Origin of the sequence: Bradyrhizobium sp. B025, assembly GCF_042257955.1 — a bacterium.
Classification (GTDB): domain Bacteria; phylum Pseudomonadota; class Alphaproteobacteria; order Rhizobiales; family Xanthobacteraceae; genus Bradyrhizobium; species Bradyrhizobium diazoefficiens.
The window spans coordinates 2,121,727-2,139,305 of sequence record NZ_CP170150.1 but is presented as its reverse complement, the minus strand read 5'-3'; the positions used below and the strand labels follow the sequence as shown (position 1 = coordinate 2,139,305).

Genomic DNA, 17,579 nt, shown 5'->3' with positions numbered 1-17,579 from the left:
GCTCTAGCGTCCCACCTGCCCGCGGTCTCGGATGAAGTGATCCGCCAGCACGCAGGCCATCATGGCTTCGCCGACGGGGACGGCACGGATGCCGACGCAGGGGTCGTGGCGGCCCTTGGTCATGATCTCGGTGTCGGCGCCCTGGCGATCGACGGTGAGGCGAGGCTGGAGGATCGACGAGGTCGGCTTCACCGCGAAGCGCACCACCACCGGCTGCCCCGTGGAGATGCCGCCCAGCACGCCGCCGGCGTGGTTGGACAGGAAGCGCGTGCCGTCATTGCCGGTGCGCATCTCGTCGGCGTTCTCTTCGCCGGTCAGCTCAGCCGCGCCAAAGCCGGCGCCGATCTCGACGCCCTTCACGGCATTGATGGTCATCATCGCACCCGCCAGATCGGAATCGAGCTTGGCATAGATCGGCGCACCGAGGCCCGCCGGCACGCCTTCAGCGACGATCTCGAGCACCGCACCGATCGAGGAGCCGCTCTTGCGGATGCCGTCGAGATAGGTTTCGAAGAACGCAGCCTTGTCCTTGTCCGGACAGAAAAACGGATTCCTGGCGACCTCGTCCCAGTCCCACTTCTCGCGGTCGATCTTGTGCGGGCCCATCTGCACCAGCGCGCCGCGCACCTTGACGTCGGGCAGCACCTTTCGCGCGATGGCACCGGCGGCAACGCGCGTCGCGGTCTCGCGCGCCGAGGAGCGGCCGCCGCCGCGATAGTCGCGCAGGCCGTACTTCGCCTCGTAGGTAAAGTCCGCGTGGCCCGGCCGAAACTTGTCCTTGATCTCGGAATAGTCCTTCGACCGCTGGTCGGTGTTCTCGATCAGGAGCCCGATCGGCGTGCCCGTCGTCACCTGCACGCCGGTCTCCGGATGCGCCATCACGCCGGACAGGATCTTCACCTGATCCGGCTCCTGGCGCTGGGTGGTGAAGCGCGACTGGCCGGGCCGGCGGCGGTCGAGATCGCCCTGGATGTCCGCCTCGGTGAGCGGGATCATGGGCGGGCAGCCATCGACCACGCAGCCGATCGCCACCCCGTGGCTCTCGCCGAAGGTCGTGACGCGGAACATGTGGCCGAAGGTGTTGAAGGACATTGGTGCTCGCTCGGTTCCGGCGTGTGGTAACGCGCGGGGGGCCGGGGGTCAAACCCGCACACTCCCTGTCATTCCGGGATGGTCCGAAGGACCAGACCCGGAATCTCGAGATTCTCAGGTGCGCAAGGGCGCACCGGGTTCGGTGCTGCGCATCGCCCCGGAATGACGAAAACTTGGCTTAACTAAACTTCTCCAGCCGCCCGTCCCGGAACACGTAGACGGCGCCCTGCTCGATATAGAGCTCGGCGGCGCTGGCCGGCGTCTCCAGGCCAAGCGAAACCATCAGGGCCCGGCAGGTCCCGCCATGGGCGACCGCGACGGTGTCGGTCCGGAGCTGATCGTACCAGGCCCGCACGCGGACCTGTACATCGGCGTAGGTCTCCCCGCCTACGGGGCCCACCGTCCATTTGTCGGCAAGGCGCCTGGCATAGATTTCGGGATCGGTCGCCTCGCTCTCGGCCAGCGTCAGCCCTTCCCAGACGCCGTAGCCGATCTCGCGCAGGCGATCGTCGAGCGAATAGTCGGCCACGGGCAATTCGAGCATGCCGCGCGCAAGTTCCATGGTCATGCGCGCGCGGCCGAGCGGACTCGACACATAGGGCAGCGCCGCCTTGTCGCGGCCGTCGCGCTTGAACAGATCGGCGAGAATGCCGCCGGCCTGCACGGCCTGGCTGCGGCCGCGCGCGTTCAGCGGAACGTCCCTGGTGCCCTGGAGCCGCCCGAGCGCATTCCACTCGGTCTCGCCATGGCGAAGATAGTAGATCGTGGGCACGGGCATTCCAGCTAAAGGCTAGTCCTTGCCACCGAGCGAGATATCCGGCGCGTCCGGGCGCTTCATACCGAGCACGTGGTAACCGGAATCGACGTGATGCACCTCGCCGGTGACGCCGCGCGAGAGGTCGGAGAGGAAATACAGCGCGCTGCCGCCGACGTCCTCGGTGGAGACGTTGCGCCGCAACGGCGCGTTGTGCTCGTTCCACTTCAGGATATAGCGGAAGTCGCCGATTCCGGAGGCCGCGAGCGTCTTGATCGGCCCGGCCGAGATCGCGTTGACGCGGATGTTCTTCTCGCCGAGGTCGGCGGCGAGATAGCGCACGCTCGCCTCCAGCGCCGCCTTCGCGACACCCATCACGTTGTAATGCGGCATCCACTTCTCGGCGCCGTAGTAGGAGAGCGTGATGAGCGAACCGCCGTCGGTCATCAGCTTCTCGGCGCGCTGCGCCACGGCGGTGAACGAGTAGCAGGAGATCAACATCGACTTGGAGAAATTCTCCTGCGTGGTGTCGACGTAGCGGCCGTCGAGCTGCTCGCCATAGGCGATCGCGTGCACCAGGAAGTCGATCTTGCCCCACTTCTCCTTCAGCACCGCGAAGGCGGCGTCGATGGTCGCAGCGTCGGTGACGTCGCAATGGCCGAGCACGAGTCCGCCGATCTCGGCGGCGAGCGGCTCGACGCGCTTCTTCAGCGCATCGCCCTGATAGGTGAAGGCGAGCTCGGCGCCCGCTGCGTGGCATGCCTTGGCGATACCCCAGGCGATCGAGCGGTTGTTGGCAACGCCGAGGACCACCCCGCGCTTGCCTTGCATCAGACCTGAATTCTGCGCCATTTTTGAACGTCCCGTCGAGCTCTCGTTGAGGTCTGGAGGTACACCAGCCCTCCTTCGCGGTACAGTCCTAATACGCGGCGTTAACGCTGTTTCGAGCGCCGGAATAGCCGTTCCGTTCGGGTGTTATGATGGGTAAGGCGCTTGCGCCGAACACCAGGACGTCAAGGCGGCAATGAGCGCGTTTCGCCAAAGTGTGGAAGCCATGATCCCGGCGTTGCGCCGCTACGCCCGCGCGCTCACGCGCGATGCGGATGCGGCCGACGATCTGGTGCAGGATACGTTGGTGCGCGCTCTGCGTTCGGAGCGCCTGTTTCTCGGAGGCGACGTCAGGAGCTGGCTCTATACGATCCTGACCAACCTCAACAAGAACCGGCGACGCTCGCTGGCAAGGCGGCCGCAATTCATGCAGCTGACGGAGAACAACCCGGACGCCAGCGGGACCGAAGCCGAGGGACGCGACATCGAGAAGGCGCTGGCAACGCTGGTCGAGGAGCAGCGCTCGGTGCTGCTTTTGGTGATGCTGGAGGGCATGAGCTACCGCGAGGTCGCCGACATCCAGGGCGTGCCGATCGGCACCGTGATGTCGCGCCTGGCACGCGCCCGCGCCCACGTCAAAGCCTCGCTGGAGGGTGAGCGCCCGGCGCTCAGGCGGGTGAAATGATGGCAGGGTTGATGCAACGCGTTGGGTCCGTCCGCAGCCTGCCGACAAAGCGAGCGAAGTTGAGTCACGAAGGATATTTTGGGCCGCAGAGCCAGAGACGATCGATATGAACGACCGCAATATTCCGATCACCGAAGACGAGTTGCACGCCTATGTCGATGGCGAGCTGCCGGCCGAGCGCCGCGCCGACGTCGAGGCCTGGCTTGCCGCCCATCCTGACGATGCCGAGCGGGTGCAGTCCTGGCGCGACATGGCCGAGATGCTGCACGCCCGCTACGATTCCGTCGCCCAGGAGCCGGTGCCAGTACGGCTGGAGCTCGAACGGCTGGAGCGCCGCCCCCGGCAATGGCTCTATGGCGCCGCCGCGGCTGTGCTGGTTGCCTTCGTCGCCGGCGGCACCGCCGGCTGGATCGCGCATGGCGCCGCCAACTCCCCCTCGACCTTCCAGAGTTTTACGGCCGACGCACTCGACGCCCACCGTCTCTATGTCGTCGAGGTCCGCCACCCCGTCGAGGTCGGCGGCAACGAGCGTGACCATCTCCAGGCCTGGCTGACCCGGCGCTGCGGCTGGACCGTGTTCGCGCCGAACCTGGAGGCGAGCGGGTTGAAGCTGGTCGGCGGCCGGCTCCTGCCAGGGCCGAACGGTCCGGCGTCGTTCCTGATGTATGAGGGCGCCTCGGGCGAGCGGTACACGATCTACACCGCCAAGACCGAGAATGGTGCAACGCAGATGCGGTACGCCAAGACGGACAAGGACGGCGCGCTGTTCTGGGCGGAGCGCGGGGTCGGCTACGTCGTCAGCGGCGGTGGCGATCGCGACCGGCTGACCAAGGTGGCGCAGGCCGTGTACGACCAGGCAGAGAAAAACGGCACCTAGACAACCGCGCAAGCGCGGTGCCTCGATTCCGTCATTGAAAATTTGGAATCAAGACATCGGCGCGTCTCATTATCGCACCGGATGATCACGCGAAAATGAGCAGCGTTCGATCCGCCGATCGACGCGGGCGGCCTCGATTGGGGTTTTTGGTACCGCGCTGGTCCCCCTCTCGAGGCCGCACCTTTTTATCGGCTGCCCCGCCGGACAGCCGACACGTCGAGCATATGAGCCGAGAAGCGCTATCGCGCCTCAGGCATATGATGAGCATCATCTGCAAGAGAGGATGCTGTAGACCTTAGGAAAACCCCTTCAGTTCCGACCGCGCCCTAACCAAGCCCGCTACGTGGATTGTAGGGGTGTTGGTCCCGCCACTTCTCCATCAATGCTTCAAGCTCAGCGTCGTTCCCGTCCGGTAGCATAATCCTGACAGTGACGAAGAGATCCCCGGTTCCGCCTGCTTTCGGCAGGCCCTTGCCCTTCAGCCGGAAGGTGCGGCCGCTGGAAGTGTTCTTCGGGACCGAGAGTTCGACTGCATTCCCAAGGGTCGGCACGCGGACCTTGCCGCCGAGCACCGCCTCGTAGAGCGTGACCGGCAGGTCGATCCTGAGATCCGCGCCCTCGACCTTGAAATGCGGGTGCGGCGCGATGCCGATGGTAATCAGAAGATCGCCCGGCGGATGGCCCTGGGCGCTCTCGCCCTGCCCGCGCAGCCGGATCTGCTGGCCCTCGGTGACGCCGGCCGGAATCTTGACGTTGAGCTCCTTGCCCGTCGGAAGACGGACGCGCTTCTCGCCGCCCTTGACCGACTCCTCCAGCGAGACGGACATGGCGACGTTCACGTCGAGATCGAGCCCGATCCCGCCGGTGTCGAATTCGAACTGCCCGGCGCCGCCGGCCCCCGGCCGCGCGCCGCGCACCCCTCCGCCGAACATGCTGTTCAGGATGTCCTCGAACGCGCCGCCGCCCTGACCCGGGCCGCCGCCGGAGCGGAACGTATAGCTCTCGAACCCGCCGGGACCCGCGCGGCCGCGCGGCCCGCCGCCGCCCGGAAAGCCCTGGAAGCGCGGCTTGCCGTCGGCGTCGATCTCGCCGCGGTCGAACTGCTTGCGCTTGTCCTCGTCGCCGAGGATCTCGTTGGCCGAATTGAGTTCGGCGAAACGCTCGGCGGCCTTCGGGTCGTCCTTGTTGCTGTCGGGATGGTGCTTCTTGGCAAGCTTGCGATAGGCGCTCTTGATCGCGGCAGCATTGGCGCTCCGCGGCACCCCCAAGACCTCATAGGGGTCGCGCATCCGTCACGTCTCCTTCAAAGAAATCGAATTGTTCAAAGGGCTCCCCGCCCCACCTGCGAACCATGTGGGGAGAGAGTGGCATTTTTGCAACTAGGATTGCCGGCCGAATCCTAGCTCCGCCACGGCTTTAGCGTATGAATCTCCCAACGGCCACGGCTGCTTTGGCAGCCGGCGCCCTGGAGCCAGCTTTCGGTATTGCCGTTGACGTAGCTGGCGAGGAAGTCGCGGCACCTGCGGCCATCCTCGGCGGCATAGGATTGCGCGATCGGCGTCACCGAGCCGCGCGCCCCGGTCACCGGATTCTCCCAGTGCTGGCTGGAATCCTTGTCGCCCTTGCTCAGCACGTCGGAGGCGGCGTTGCGGGCGAAGGCAAGATCGGTCTCGGTCGGTGCTGCGTCATTCGCCGGCCGCGCGATCGAGCCGGTGAGGTCGCTGTCGTCGGCCTTGGCATAGGCGCTGGTGTCGTTGCGCGAAAAGCTGCAGCCGCCGGCGCCGAAGCCGATCAGGACCATCGTCATGACAAGGCCGGACGGCCGGATCGCCGATAGGCCAACGCGTCCCCATGCCCTATATAGGGCGGTAGCGGACAACAACGCGTTTTGGGCCGCGGAACGCAACTCGGACTCCAGACATGACCGACACGACCTCGATGAAACACCAGACACCCTTAACATCCGGTGATTTCACCGCCGCCGACGAGCCTTTTGCGCTGTTCGAGACCTGGCTGAACGAAGCGATCAAGAGCGAGCCGAACGATCCGAATGCCATGGCGCTCGCAACCGTCGACCCGGACGGCTTGCCTGACGTGCGCATGGTGCTGATGAAGGGCTTCGATACCGAGGGTTTTGTCTTCTACAGCCACATCGCGAGCCAGAAGGGCCGTGAACTCGCCGCAAATCCTAAGGCAGCGTTACTTTTTCACTGGAAGTCGCTGCGCCGTCAGGTCCGCATCCGCGGCAACGTGACGCCGGTGACCGACGCCGAGGCCGACGCCTATTTCGCCACCCGCCCCAAGCAGGCGCAGATCGGCGCCTGGGCGAGCAAGCAGTCCGAGGCGCTGGAGAGCCGTTTCGCCTTCGAACAGGCCATCGCAAAAGTCGCGGCCAAATACATCATCGGCGAGGTGCCACGGCCGCCCGGCTGGAGCGGCTGGCGCATCACGCCGGTCCGCATCGAGTTCTGGCACGATCGCCCATTCCGTCTGCACGACCGCATCGAATTTCGTCGTGACGCCGCGGGCCAGAAGTGGTCCAAGACGCGGATGTACCCTTAGGCCCCGACCTGAAAGACCTTCATGCCGCATTCGTCAAACGCACCGCGACGCACGCTGCTCCTGACCGGAGCGAGCCGCGGTATCGGCCATGCTACCGTGATCCGCTTCTCCTCGGCGGGCTGGCGCGTCATCACCTGCTCGCGGCATCCCTTCCCGGAGGACTGCCCCTGGGATGCGGGCCCTGAGGACCACATCCAGGTCGACCTCGCCGACCCCAAGGACACGACCCGCGCGATCTCCGAAATCCGCAACCGCCTCGAGGGCGGCATGCTTCATGCGCTGGTCAACAACGCCGCGATCTCGCCGAAGGGCCCGGGCGGCTCCCGGCTCGGTTCGGTCGACACCGACCTCGATACCTGGACGCATGTCTTCCACGTCAACTTCTTCGCGCCGATCATGATGGCGCGCGGACTTATCGAGGAGCTGAAGGCGGCCAGGGGCTCGGTCGTGAACGTCACCTCGATCGCGGGCTCGCGCGTGCATCCCTTCGCAGGCGCGGCCTACGCCACCTCCAAGGCCGCGCTTGCATCCCTGACGCGCGAGATGGCCTCGGACTTCGGCCGCGTCGGCGTCCGCGTCAACGCGATCGCGCCGGGCGAGATCGACACCTCGATCCTGTCGCCCGGCACCGAGAAGATCGTGGAGCAGCAGATCCCGATGCACCGGCTCGGCACGCCCGACGAGGTCGCCAAGATCGTCTACGTGCTGTGCACGGACACCTCGTCTTACGTCAATGGCGCCGAGATCCACATCAACGGCGGCCAGCACGTCTAGACCAGCTTTTAGCGGTCGTCATTGCGAGCGCAGCGAAGCAATCCAGGCCGCCCCCACGGAGACGGTCTGGATTGGTTCGTCGCTTCGCTTCTCGCAATGACGGAATTGGAAAAAGTGCCTAGGGAAGCAGGCGATCCAGACAAAGCCGCCGCAAGACCTGGATCGCCCTTACCTTCCGTTGCTCAATCGAGTCGAATCCGACGTGACCTCTCGCGCGGCCTTGGCGTGGCCGTGCTGAATGCAGTCGAGCAGTCGTCGTCGTTCTCACCATCGAGCAGCGGAGCACCACAGTGCCGGCACATGCGTGCCGACATCGACGACGCCTTGCCGTTCGCCAGGGCCTGACGATAGTTCGCCAGATCGATGACGTTCCGGGGCGACGTTATGTGTTTTTCAACCATGGCTGTTCCTCGCGGCTACGCACTACTTATCGCAGACAAGTTTCGCGCAAACGTTCAGCTCACCGCTCAAATTTTACCGGAGGAATTGGGGCGGCAGCCACGCATCACCGCGACGCCGCAATCCCGCTCTATTCTGCGACACCAACCACCATGTCTCGACGAACGGCGTAAGGTCTCGGTAGGTATCAGAGCCACTTCTTGAGCTTGAAGATCCAGTACGGGACGATGGCCGCGATCAGCATCAGCACCAGTGCCATCGGATAGCCGTGCGCCCATTCGAGTTCCGGCATCGACTTGAAGTTCATGCCGTAGATCGAGGCGATCAGCGTCGGCGGCATCAGGACAACAGCCATGACCGAAAACAGCTTGATGATGTTGTTCTGCTCGAGATTGACGACGCCGAGCATGGCGTCGAGCACGAAGGTAATCTTGCTGGAGAGATAGGAGGCGTGGTCGGTCAGCGAGGAGACGTCGCGCTGCATGGTCTTGAGCTGCTCGCGCATGTCCTTGGACCATTTCACGCCCTCAACCACCGCCGAGAGGAAGGCGACGACGCGGCCGATCGAGACCAGGCTCTCGCGAACCTTGGAGGTCAGATCGCCCTTGCGGCCGATCGAGATCAGGATCTGGGAATATTGCTTGGCGTGGCCGTGGCGCTCGCTCTCGGGCTCGAAGATGTCGTGCGAGACCTGGTCGATCTCGGCGCCGCAGCGCTCCAGAATGTCGGCGCAGCGGTCGATCACGGCGTCCAGCAGTTCCATCAGCACCATCTCGCCGGTGATCGCCGGCGTGCACGAGCGGCCAAGCTTGGCCTCGACCAGGGCGAACGGCTTCGGCAGGTCGTAGCGCACCGTCACCAGGCGGTGGTCGCCGAGGATGAAGGTCACCGCCGTGGTCCGGGGCATGTCGGTATCGGAGTGGCACATCAGCGTCGCGGTCATGTAGCGCGCGCCGTTCTCGATATAGAGGCGGCTGGAGATCTCGATCTCCTGCATGTCTTCCCGGGTCGGGATGGCGATGCCCGCAAGCCGCTCCACCGCCTTGTCCTCGGCCGCACTCGGACTGAAGAGGTCGATCCAGACCGCATTCTCCGGCAGCGCCGTGAGATCCTCGATGACGGCCTTCTTGAGGGAGGACTCGGAGGGAACAAACACCGAAAACATGAACAACTCCAGAGAACCTGCGACAGAATGACAGCCTTTAGCGCGATTCTGACAAGTTCATCATGACAAGCACATTAACGGAGCGTTTGCATTTGTGGCGACGCCGTGGCCCAACCGTGACACAGAATCGACAATCCGGCACGCTTTGCCCCAAAACCCGCGTAAACCTGAAAAACTTGCGGCAAAAAAGCCACAGCTGAGGTCTCGCAGCGCGGGAAAAGGCCTTGAGTGCTGGAATTGTGGCAGATTTCAACGATAATGGGATTAACGGAGTCGAGGAAGTTGGGCGCTAAGCTCAGGCTTTCCCGCGCGGTATTGTTTTGATTGGAACCAAATCATGTCGTCGCTGAAAGTTAAGTTGGGGATTTTGGCCGCTGGCCTGATGCTGTCGGGCTGCATGCAGGCCACGCATTTCGAAGCGACCGACACCAAGGCCTTCAAGCCGAAGGACAAGGAACTGCTCGCCAAGGTCCGGTACGAAAACACCCCGGTCGCAGAGCCGTTCCGCCGCGCCATCGTCGAATATCACCGCAAAGAATCGCCCGGCTCGATCGTGGTCGATTCCGACAACCACTACCTCTATTACGTGCTGGATGGCGGCAAGGCGATCCGTTACGGCATCACCGTCGGCGAAGAAGCCATGGCCTGGTCAGGCATCGCCAAGGTCGGCAGCATGACCGAGTGGCCGGCCTGGCATCCGACCCCGGGCGAGATTTCGCGCCTGGGCGTGCCGACCTATGTTGCGCCCGGTCCGGACAATCCGATGGGCTCCCGCGCGATGTATCTCTACTCGGGCGGCAAGGACACGCTGTTCCGCATCCACGGCACCAACCAGCCGGAATATATCGGCGCCTCGATCTCGTCGGGCTGCATCCGTCTGACCAACGAGGACGCGATCGACCTCTATGGCCGCGTCAAGGTCGGCACCATCGTGGTGGTGCTCGAGCCGAAGCACGGCGACTCGCCCTACAATTCGCGCCTGGCGCTCGGCGCCGGCGGAACTGGCCAGGCGGGCAGCTACTGATCGCCTCTCCCGATCTCCGACATTCAAAAGCGCCGGTTTTACCGGCGCTTTTTTGTTGCCGGCTTGGACGGCTGGACCTTGTCGGCCGCCGGCTTGTCCGCAGGCGCGGGGGATTTCTCCGCCGCCTCGTCACCAGCCCCATCCTTTGCCTCAGGCTTGGACGCGACCTCGCGCGGCGGCGCCTCCTCGGGCCGTTCCGCCGGCAGCAGCGGCGCGATCTGCGGCAGGGGATCCCAGACGTTCCACTGGCAGATCCGGTAGTCGTTGCGCCGCTGCGCCAGGTCGAGATGGATATGGTCCTCGTGGTACCAGTCCGAGCCAGGGCCGAGCACGGTGGAAAAGCGCGCGCACACCGAATGCAGCACACGCTCGCGCACGTCACGCGACATGGTGCGATCGGTGAGGCCAATCGACTGCCCGTTGGCGAGCTTGACGGCGCGGACGTCGAGGGCGTTGGCCTTGCCGTGCTCGGACAGCAACGCTCCAACGATGCGATTGCGGCCGCGGCACTCGAAGCTATCGAAATTGTCGAGATCGCTGATGGTCGAGCCGAGACTGGTAGCCAGCGGCACCATGTCCTTGCGCACCCAGTCGGCTATCGCAGACGCCATGGTGCAGCGAAGGATCGCCGCCGGCTTGACCGCCACCTTGCGCTTGTCCGGCAGCACGATGGCCTCCAGCCGCACCAGATCCTCGCCGCCGCAGCCGCCGGGGCCGCGGATATCGGGGATGGAGGGTGCAATTGCGATCTCCTCGGTCAGCGCGAGCCGGCAGGCCGAGACCTGCTTCTCGGGCAGCGGCGGCGCCTCGGCCGGCTTGTCCGGGGAAGGCTTGCCGTCGGCCTCCGGTGCGGCCCCGTCCGGTGCTTTGGGGGCCTCCGCGGGGCGAGGTTTCGGTAGCGGGATCTTGGCGGAATGAACCTTCGCGCGCGGCCGTGGTGTACCAAAGCCAAAGATATCGAGCGGCGCAGCATATTTTCGCGCCTCCGCCCGATCCGCGAGCCCAAGCGTCAGCCCCAGCGCGACGGTAACCATTGCCGCGCCGGCGGACATATAGCCGCGACAAGACCATTTGCGGCGAAAGTCCGGCAGGCTAAAACTCATGACAATTCTTTGGCCCAACGCTGAGAGCGATAACGCGTCCAGCGACTTCTCGGAGGAACGTCGGAATGCTTGGTTTGATGCAAGACTGGCCCCTGCTCTGCCACCGGATCATCGAACACGCCGCCAGGATTCATGGCAAGCAGGAGGTCGTCACGCGATCGATCGAGGGACCGATCCATCGCACCACCTACGCCGAGATCCACAAGCGGGCGCTCAAGGTCTCGCAGATGCTGGAGCGCGACGGCATCAAGCTCGGCGACCGCGTCGCAACGATCGCCTGGAACACCTGGCGCCATCTCGAAGCGTGGTACGGCATCATGGGGATCGGCGCCATCTGCCATACCGTCAATCCCCGCCTTTTCCCCGAGCAGATCGCCTGGATCATCAACCATGCGCAGGACCGCATCGTGATGACCGACATCACCTTCGTTCCGATCCTGGAGAAGATCGCCGACAAGCTGCCCAGCGTGGAGCGCTACGTCGTGCTGACCGACAAGGCGCATATGCCCGAGACCACGCTGAAGAATGCGGTGGCCTACGAGGACTGGATTGCGCAGGCCGACGGCAAATTCAAATGGAAGGACTTTGACGAGAACACGGCGGCGGCGATGTGCTACACGTCGGGCACCACGGGCGATCCGAAGGGTGTGCTGTATTCGCATCGCTCCAACGTGCTGCACGCGCTGATGGCCAACAACGTCGATGCGCTCGGCACCAGCGCCTCCGAGACGATGCTGCCGGTGGTGCCGCTGTTCCACGCCAACAGCTGGGGTATCGCCTTCTCCGCGCCCTCGCAGGGCACCAAGCTAGTGATGCCCGGCGCCAAGCTCGACGGCGCTTCGGTCTATGAATTGCTCTCGACCGAGAAGGTGACGCACACCGCCGGCGTGCCCACGGTGTGGCTGATGCTGCTCCAGCACATGACCGCCAACAATCTGAAGCTGCCGCACCTGAAGATGGTGATCTGCGGCGGCTCGGCGATGCCGCGCTCGATGATCAAGGCCTTCCTCGACATGGGCTCGAACGTCCGCCACGCCTGGGGCATGACCGAGATGAGCCCGATCGGCAGCGTCGCGGCGCTGAAGCCGCCGTTCCAGAACGCGACCGGCGATGCGCGGCTCGACGTGCTCCAGATGCAGGGCTACGCGCCCTTCGCAGTCGAGATGAAGATCACCGACGATGCCGGCAAGGAGCTGCCCTGGGACGGCAAGACTTTCGGCCGCCTCAAGGTCTCCGGCCCCGCCGTCGCCAAGGCCTATTATCGGCTCGATGCCAACATCCTCGACGAGGACGGCTTCTTCGACACCGGCGACGTCTCGACCATCGACGAGGACGGCTACATGCGGATCACCGACCGCTCCAAGGACGTGATCAAGTCCGGCGGCGAGTGGATCTCCTCGATCGACCTCGAAAACCTCGCGGTCGGCCATCCGGCCGTGGCGGAGGCCGCCGTGATCGGCGTCTTCCACCCCAAATGGGACGAGCGGCCGCTGCTGATCGTGCAGCTCAAGCAGGGCCAGCAGGCCAGCCGTGAGGACATCCTGAAGTACATGGACGGCAAGATCGCCAAATGGTGGATGCCCGACGACGTCGCCTTCGTCGAGGGCATCCCGCACACCGCCACGGGCAAGATCCTGAAGACCGCGCTGCGCGACCAGTTCAAGGATTACCGCTTCCCGAACGCGGCGGCGTAGGACTTACACGTCATTCCGGGGCGACGCCAACGGCATCGACCCCGGAATCTCGAGATTCCGGGGGCGCCCTTCGGGCGCCCCGGAATGACGGGCAGTAGCAACCCGGTCTCCCTTGAATTTGCCGCCGGGGCGTGGTCTCAACGCCTCCTATCGTCGCGCCAGATCGGCGCGGCACCGCCTCCAAAACCCCGGCAGAGCTCACCCGATGGCCCGCAGGTTTTCCGCTCCCTACCAGTCGGAGCCCGTGTCCAGCCTCGCCAGCTGGGCGCGCAATCTGGCCGTGTTCGCGGTGGTGGCGGTGGCGGTGTCGATCCTCGTCGTCCGGTTCGGCTTTCTGGAGCCGAAGCCGGCGCTCGCCACCTTCTTCGGCGGCCTCGCCATCGCCGCGCTCTCGATCCTGTTCGGCCTCGCCGGCTTCGCCGCGATCTGGCAGAACGGCTCGCGCGGCATGGCGCGCATCCTGCTCGCCTTCCTGATCGACGGCATGATCCTCGCCTACCCGGCCTATCTCGGCCTGCAATACCGCAAGCTGCCGGCCATCCACGACGTCACGACCGACCCGATCGACCCGCCCCGCTTCGACGCGCTGGCGCGCCTGCGCACCGGTGAAGGCGCCAATACCGCGGTTTATGCCGGCCTCTATTCGGCCGAGCAGCAGCGCCATTTCTATCCCGATATCGAGCCGATCGAGCTCGAGATCCCGGTCGACCGCGCCTATGCGATCGCACTCCAGATCGTCAACAAGCGCAAATGGCTCGTCATCGACGAGCGCGCGCCGCAGCCGCCGCGCCGCATCGGACGCATCGAGGCGGTGGCGCGCACGCCGATCATGGGTTTGCGCGAGGACATTTCCATCAGGGTTGTGCCCGACGGCGACGATTCCCGCGTCGATATCCGCTCCGCCTCGCGCTATTTCGAGAGCGACCTCGGCAGCAACGCCGCCCGCGTCACAAAATTCATCGACGATCTCAACACCGCCGCCGATGCGGACGCGCTGAAGCCGGTGAAGAAGACCCCGGTGACGCCGCCGAAGGCACCGGCGAAGACGGTGAAGAAGTGACGGTGAGCTAGGCTCCCGCCATCCGGTATGTCCCGCCAATCACGGGATCGCCATCCGTCGCCACCACGCCGCGGGCGACCAGATCTTCCAGATGCGCCAGCACGGAATAGCCCGCGGCCGTCGTCAGCCGTGGATCGATGCCGATATAGATCGCGCGCACCATGGTCGGGATGTCGGCCTCGCCCTTGGCGAGACGATGCAGGATAGAGGCTTCGCGCGCCTTGCGGTGGCGGATCAGGAAACGCACGAAGCGCGGACCATCCGGTATCTCGGGGCCATGGCCTGAGAAATAGAGATCCTCCTCGCGGGCGGCCAAGCAATCGAGCGATTCCATGTAGTCGATCATCGAGCCGTCGGGCGGCGCAACGATCGAGGTCGACCAGCCCATCACGTGGTCACCGACGAAGTTGAATTTTCGCTCGGGCCAGGCGAAGGCGAGATGGTTGGCGGTATGACCCGGCGTCGCCACCGCCTCGAGGCGCCAGCCCGCGCCCTCGACGACGTCGCCATGAGCGATCCTGATATCGGGCGCGAAATCGCGATCGACGCCGGATTCCGGATTGTGCTTCTCGCTCTCGAAGCGCGGGCGCGAGGCGCGGTGCGGGCCCTCGGCATAAACAGGCGCGCCGGTCGCCTGCTTGATCCGCGCCGTATTCGGCGAATGGTCGCGGTGGGTGTGGGTGACGAAGATGTGGCTCACCGTCTCGCCGCGCACGGCATCGAGCAACGCAGCCGCATGCGCCGCATCATCAGGACCGGGATCGATGATCGCGACGTTGCCCGTGCCGACGATGTAGCTGACCGTACCGCTGAAGGTGAACGGGCTCGGATTGTTACAGAGCACGCGCCGCACGCCGGGGCGGACTTCCTCGACGATTCCGGCTTTGAGTGGAAAGTTGCGGTTGAACGGGACGTCGTCGTTGTCGGACATGGCTTCTTCTTTGTTCTTTGACGTCATTCCGGGATGGCCCGTCAGGGCCAGACCCGGAATCTCGATGGAACAGGAATAATGCGGCCCGAGATTCCGGGTTCGCGCTTCGCGCGCCCCGGAATGACGGATGACCTCGTCAGAAAAACGCCTGAATGCCCGTGATGGCGCGGCCCAGGATCAGGGCGTGGACGTCGTGGGTGCCCTCGTAGGTGTTGACCGTCTCGAGGTTATGGACGTGGCGCATCACGTGGTACTCGATCGAGATGCCGTTGCCGCCGTGCATGTCGCGCGCGACGCGGGCAATGTCGAGCGCCTTGCCGCAATTGTTGCGCTTCATGATCGAGATCATCTCGGGGGCGAACTTGCCCTCGTCCATCAGGCGGCCGACGCGAAGCGAGCCCTGGAGGCCGAGCGCGATCTCGGTCTCCATGTCGGCGAGCTTCTTCTGCACCAGCTGGGTCGCGGCCAGCGGCTTGCCGAACTGCTTGCGGTCGAGCGTGTACTGGCGGGCGCGGTGCATGCAGTCCTCGGCTGCGCCCAGCGCGCCCCAGGAAATGCCGTAGCGGGCGCGGTTGAGGCAGCCGAACGGGCCCTTGAGGCCGGAGACGTTGGGCAGCAGCGCGTCTTCCGGAACCACGACACCGTCCATCACGACTTCGCCGGTGATGGAGGCGCGCAAGCTGAGCTTGCCGCCGATCTTCGGCGCGGAGAGGCCCTTCATGCCCTTCTCCAGCACGAAGCCCCGGATCTGGTTGTCATGCGCGGCCGACTTGGCCCAGACCACGAACACGTCGGCGATCGGCGCGTTCGAGATCCACATCTTGCTGCCGGTCAGGCGGTAGCCGTCGGAGACCTTCTCGGCGCGGGTTTTCATCCCGGCCGGATCGGAGCCGGCATCGGGCTCGGTCAGGCCGAAGCAGCCGACCCACTCGCCGCTGGCGAGCTTCGGCAGGTATTTCTTGCGCTGGTTCTCGTCGCCATAGGCGTAGATCGGGTACATCACCAGCGAGGACTGCACCGAGTTCATCGAACGATAGCCGGAATCGACCCGCTCGATCTCGCGCGCGACCAGGCCGTAGGCGACGTAGCTCGCATTGGCGCAGCCATATTCCTCGGGCAGCGTGATGCCGATCAGGCCGAGTTCGCCCATCTCGTTGAAGATCTCGCGATCCGTCGTCTCTTCGAGATAGGCCTTGGTGATACGCGGCAGCAGCTTGTCCTGGGCGTAGGCGCGCGCGGTGTCGCGCACCATGCGCTCGTCTTCGGTAAGCTGCTCGTCGAGCAGGAACGGATCGTCCCACTGGAAAGAAGCCGCAGCCGGCTTGTCCTTGGTCTGAGGGCGCACGCTCATGAAACGTCCTTTCGCGTCTGGTTCCGTCAACAATTGCCCGACAAAGTAAAGCGCCGCGGCAACAAGTTCAATTGCATCCTGGTTTCGATCATTCCGGGCTCGCGCAACGGCGCGCGCCCGGAAACGACGTCGTCAGATTTCGAGCAGCTCGTTGGCGACGATCTCGATGCCGAAGCCCGACAGGCCCTTGTAGTCGTGCACCGAGGAGGTGAGATGCCGGATCGAGGTGACGCCGAGATCGCGCAGGATCTGCGCGCCGACGCCGATCTCTCGCCACTGGCGGTTGCGGTCGGCCTCCGTCGACGTCTCGTCGGGCAGCGGAGCCACCGGCACGCCGGCAGCGCCGTCGCGCAAGTAAACCAGCACGCCACGGCCGGACCTCTCGAAATGCTCGAGCACGGCCGCCATGCGCTTGTGCCCGGTGAAGATGTCCTTGACGATGTTCGGCTTGTGGAAGCGCGTCAGCACGTTCTTGCCGTCGCCGACGCCGTTGTAGACGAAGGCGACGTGGGCGATGGAATCGAACGGCGAACGATAGGCATAGCCCTGCAAGGGGCCGATCGGGCTGTCGGTGACGAAGGTCGAGACCCGCTCGATCAGCTTCTCGCGCACCTGGCGGTAGGCGATCATGTCCGCGATGGTGACGTGCTTGAGCTTGTGCTGGGCGGCGAAGCGGGCGACCTGCTCGCCCTTCATCACGCTGCCGTCGTCGTTCATCAGCTCACTGATGACGCCGACCGGCGGCAGGCCGGAGAGCTTGCAGAGGTCGACGGCGGCCTCGGTATGGCCGGAGCGCAGCAGCACGCCGCCGTCCTTGGCGATCAGCGGAAAGATGTGGCCGGGCCGGGCGAAATCGTTGGCGCCGACATTGGGATTGGACAGCGCGCGGCAGCACGAGGCGCGCTCCTCGGCGGAGATGCCGGTGCCGCCGTCGGGCTTGTAGTCGATCGAGACCGTGAACGCGGTGGTATGCGCGGAATCGTTGTGGGCGACCATGGGATCGAGCCGCAGGCGGCGCGCGTCCTCCGTGGTCACGGGCGCGCAGACGATACCGGAGGTGTGGCGGATGATGAACGCCATCTTCTCGGCGGTGCAGAGCGAGGCCGCGACGATCAGATCGCCCTCGCCCTCGCGGTCCTCATCGTCGGTGACGACGACGAGCTCGCCCCTGGCAAAGGCCTGCAAGACTTCCTGGACGGTATCGGGCATTTCCCAATCTCTATCGGTTATGGGCCGGAGGCTTAGCCGGACGCCTTAGCCGGACTTGGCCCCAAGCGCTA

At 65.0% G+C, this 17,579-nt stretch carries 18 protein-coding genes; 7 read left to right on the top strand and 11 right to left on the bottom strand.

All coding sequences use genetic code 11. The features are described from left to right. Positions 1–3: 3 nt before the first annotated feature. From aroC to fabI, 3 genes are all read right to left on the bottom strand, one after another. A complete protein-coding gene (aroC, locus tag ACE10W_RS09945; protein ID WP_011085417.1) occupies positions 4–1,092 on the bottom strand; it encodes a chorismate synthase in 1,089 nt (362 codons plus the stop codon). Positions 1,093–1,270: 178 nt separating this feature from the next. Further along, complete coding sequence (locus tag ACE10W_RS09940; RefSeq protein ID WP_011085416.1) at positions 1,271–1,870, bottom strand: histidine phosphatase family protein; 600 nt, start codon at positions 1,868–1,870, stop codon at positions 1,271–1,273. Positions 1,871–1,882: 12 nt separating this feature from the next. Beyond that, positions 1,883–2,698 carry an enoyl-ACP reductase FabI gene (fabI, locus tag ACE10W_RS09935; protein WP_011085415.1) on the bottom strand — a complete coding sequence of 272 codons (816 nt, stop codon included), beginning with the start codon at positions 2,696–2,698 and terminating at the stop codon, positions 1,883–1,885. A gap of 172 nt (positions 2,699–2,870) precedes the next feature. Here fabI and ACE10W_RS09930 point away from each other — a divergent pair, with 172 nt between their 5' ends. Then, positions 2,871–3,359: a sigma-70 family RNA polymerase sigma factor gene (locus ACE10W_RS09930; protein WP_011085414.1), complete on the top strand. Its 489-nt coding sequence runs from the start codon at positions 2,871–2,873 to the stop codon at positions 3,357–3,359. 106 nt (positions 3,360–3,465) lie between these two features. Further along, positions 3,466–4,236 carry an anti-sigma factor gene (locus tag ACE10W_RS09925; RefSeq protein ID WP_011085413.1) on the top strand — a complete coding sequence of 257 codons (771 nt, stop codon included), beginning with the start codon at positions 3,466–3,468 and terminating at the stop codon, positions 4,234–4,236. Positions 4,237–4,562: 326 nt separating this feature from the next. Here ACE10W_RS09925 and ACE10W_RS09920 read toward each other — a convergent pair whose 3' ends face one another. Next, positions 4,563–5,525 (bottom strand): J domain-containing protein, encoded by a 963-nt coding sequence (locus ACE10W_RS09920; RefSeq protein WP_304551287.1) that lies wholly within the window; start codon positions 5,523–5,525, stop codon positions 4,563–4,565. Positions 5,526–5,635: 110 nt separating this feature from the next. After that, positions 5,636–6,043 carry an RT0821/Lpp0805 family surface protein gene (locus ACE10W_RS09915; RefSeq protein WP_304551286.1) on the bottom strand — a complete coding sequence of 136 codons (408 nt, stop codon included), beginning with the start codon at positions 6,041–6,043 and terminating at the stop codon, positions 5,636–5,638. 113 nt (positions 6,044–6,156) lie between these two features. Here ACE10W_RS09915 and pdxH point away from each other — a divergent pair, with 113 nt between their 5' ends. Together pdxH and ACE10W_RS09905 are read left to right on the top strand one after the other, a co-directional pair. Beyond that, positions 6,157–6,798 carry a pyridoxamine 5'-phosphate oxidase gene (gene pdxH / locus ACE10W_RS09910; protein ID WP_011085410.1) on the top strand — a complete coding sequence of 214 codons (642 nt, stop codon included), beginning with the start codon at positions 6,157–6,159 and terminating at the stop codon, positions 6,796–6,798. A gap of 21 nt (positions 6,799–6,819) precedes the next feature. Further along, the gene (locus ACE10W_RS09905) at positions 6,820–7,572 is read left to right on the top strand and encodes an SDR family NAD(P)-dependent oxidoreductase (RefSeq protein WP_011085409.1); all 753 of its coding nucleotides are present in this window, start codon (positions 6,820–6,822) and stop codon (positions 7,570–7,572) included. 182 nt (positions 7,573–7,754) lie between these two features. On the opposite strand, the gene ACE10W_RS09900 is transcribed toward ACE10W_RS09905, so the two are convergent. Both ACE10W_RS09900 and ACE10W_RS09895 read right to left on the bottom strand, forming a co-directional pair. After that, positions 7,755–7,973 carry a hypothetical protein gene (locus ACE10W_RS09900; RefSeq protein WP_074077209.1) on the bottom strand — a complete coding sequence of 73 codons (219 nt, stop codon included), beginning with the start codon at positions 7,971–7,973 and terminating at the stop codon, positions 7,755–7,757. Between the two features lie 185 nt (positions 7,974–8,158). Next, a complete protein-coding gene (locus tag ACE10W_RS09895) occupies positions 8,159–9,136 on the bottom strand; it encodes a magnesium transporter CorA family protein (RefSeq protein WP_011085408.1) in 978 nt (325 codons plus the stop codon). A gap of 337 nt (positions 9,137–9,473) precedes the next feature. On the opposite strand from ACE10W_RS09895, the gene ACE10W_RS09890 reads away from it, so the two are divergent. Beyond that, on the top strand, positions 9,474–10,160 hold the full coding sequence (locus tag ACE10W_RS09890; RefSeq protein WP_011085407.1) for a L,D-transpeptidase: 687 nt from the start codon (positions 9,474–9,476) through the stop codon (positions 10,158–10,160). A gap of 38 nt (positions 10,161–10,198) precedes the next feature. Here the strand turns inward: ACE10W_RS09890 and ACE10W_RS09885 are convergent, their stop codons facing one another. Next, positions 10,199–11,263 (bottom strand): extensin family protein, encoded by a 1,065-nt coding sequence (locus ACE10W_RS09885; RefSeq protein ID WP_304551285.1) that lies wholly within the window; start codon positions 11,261–11,263, stop codon positions 10,199–10,201. A gap of 65 nt (positions 11,264–11,328) precedes the next feature. On the opposite strand from ACE10W_RS09885, the gene ACE10W_RS09880 reads away from it, so the two are divergent. Both ACE10W_RS09880 and ACE10W_RS09875 read left to right on the top strand, forming a co-directional pair. Further along, positions 11,329–12,957, top strand: coding sequence for a fatty-acid--CoA ligase (locus ACE10W_RS09880; RefSeq protein WP_011085405.1), 1,629 nt, complete (start codon positions 11,329–11,331; stop codon positions 12,955–12,957). Between the two features lie 205 nt (positions 12,958–13,162). Beyond that, on the top strand, positions 13,163–14,017 hold the full coding sequence (locus tag ACE10W_RS09875) for a DUF1499 domain-containing protein (RefSeq protein WP_011085404.1): 855 nt from the start codon (positions 13,163–13,165) through the stop codon (positions 14,015–14,017). Between the two features lie 7 nt (positions 14,018–14,024). Here ACE10W_RS09875 and ACE10W_RS09870 read toward each other — a convergent pair whose 3' ends face one another. The 3 genes from ACE10W_RS09870 to ribB all read right to left on the bottom strand — a co-directional run bounded on the left by ACE10W_RS09870 (position 14,025) and on the right by ribB (position 17,508). Continuing rightward, complete coding sequence (locus ACE10W_RS09870; RefSeq protein WP_028175354.1) at positions 14,025–14,948, bottom strand: MBL fold metallo-hydrolase; 924 nt, start codon at positions 14,946–14,948, stop codon at positions 14,025–14,027. A gap of 136 nt (positions 14,949–15,084) precedes the next feature. Next, positions 15,085–16,299, bottom strand: coding sequence for an acyl-CoA dehydrogenase (locus ACE10W_RS09865; RefSeq protein WP_011085402.1), 1,215 nt, complete (start codon positions 16,297–16,299; stop codon positions 15,085–15,087). Positions 16,300–16,431: 132 nt separating this feature from the next. Then, complete coding sequence (gene ribB / locus ACE10W_RS09860; protein WP_011085401.1) at positions 16,432–17,508, bottom strand: 3,4-dihydroxy-2-butanone-4-phosphate synthase; 1,077 nt, start codon at positions 17,506–17,508, stop codon at positions 16,432–16,434. Positions 17,509–17,579 lie beyond the last annotated feature (71 nt).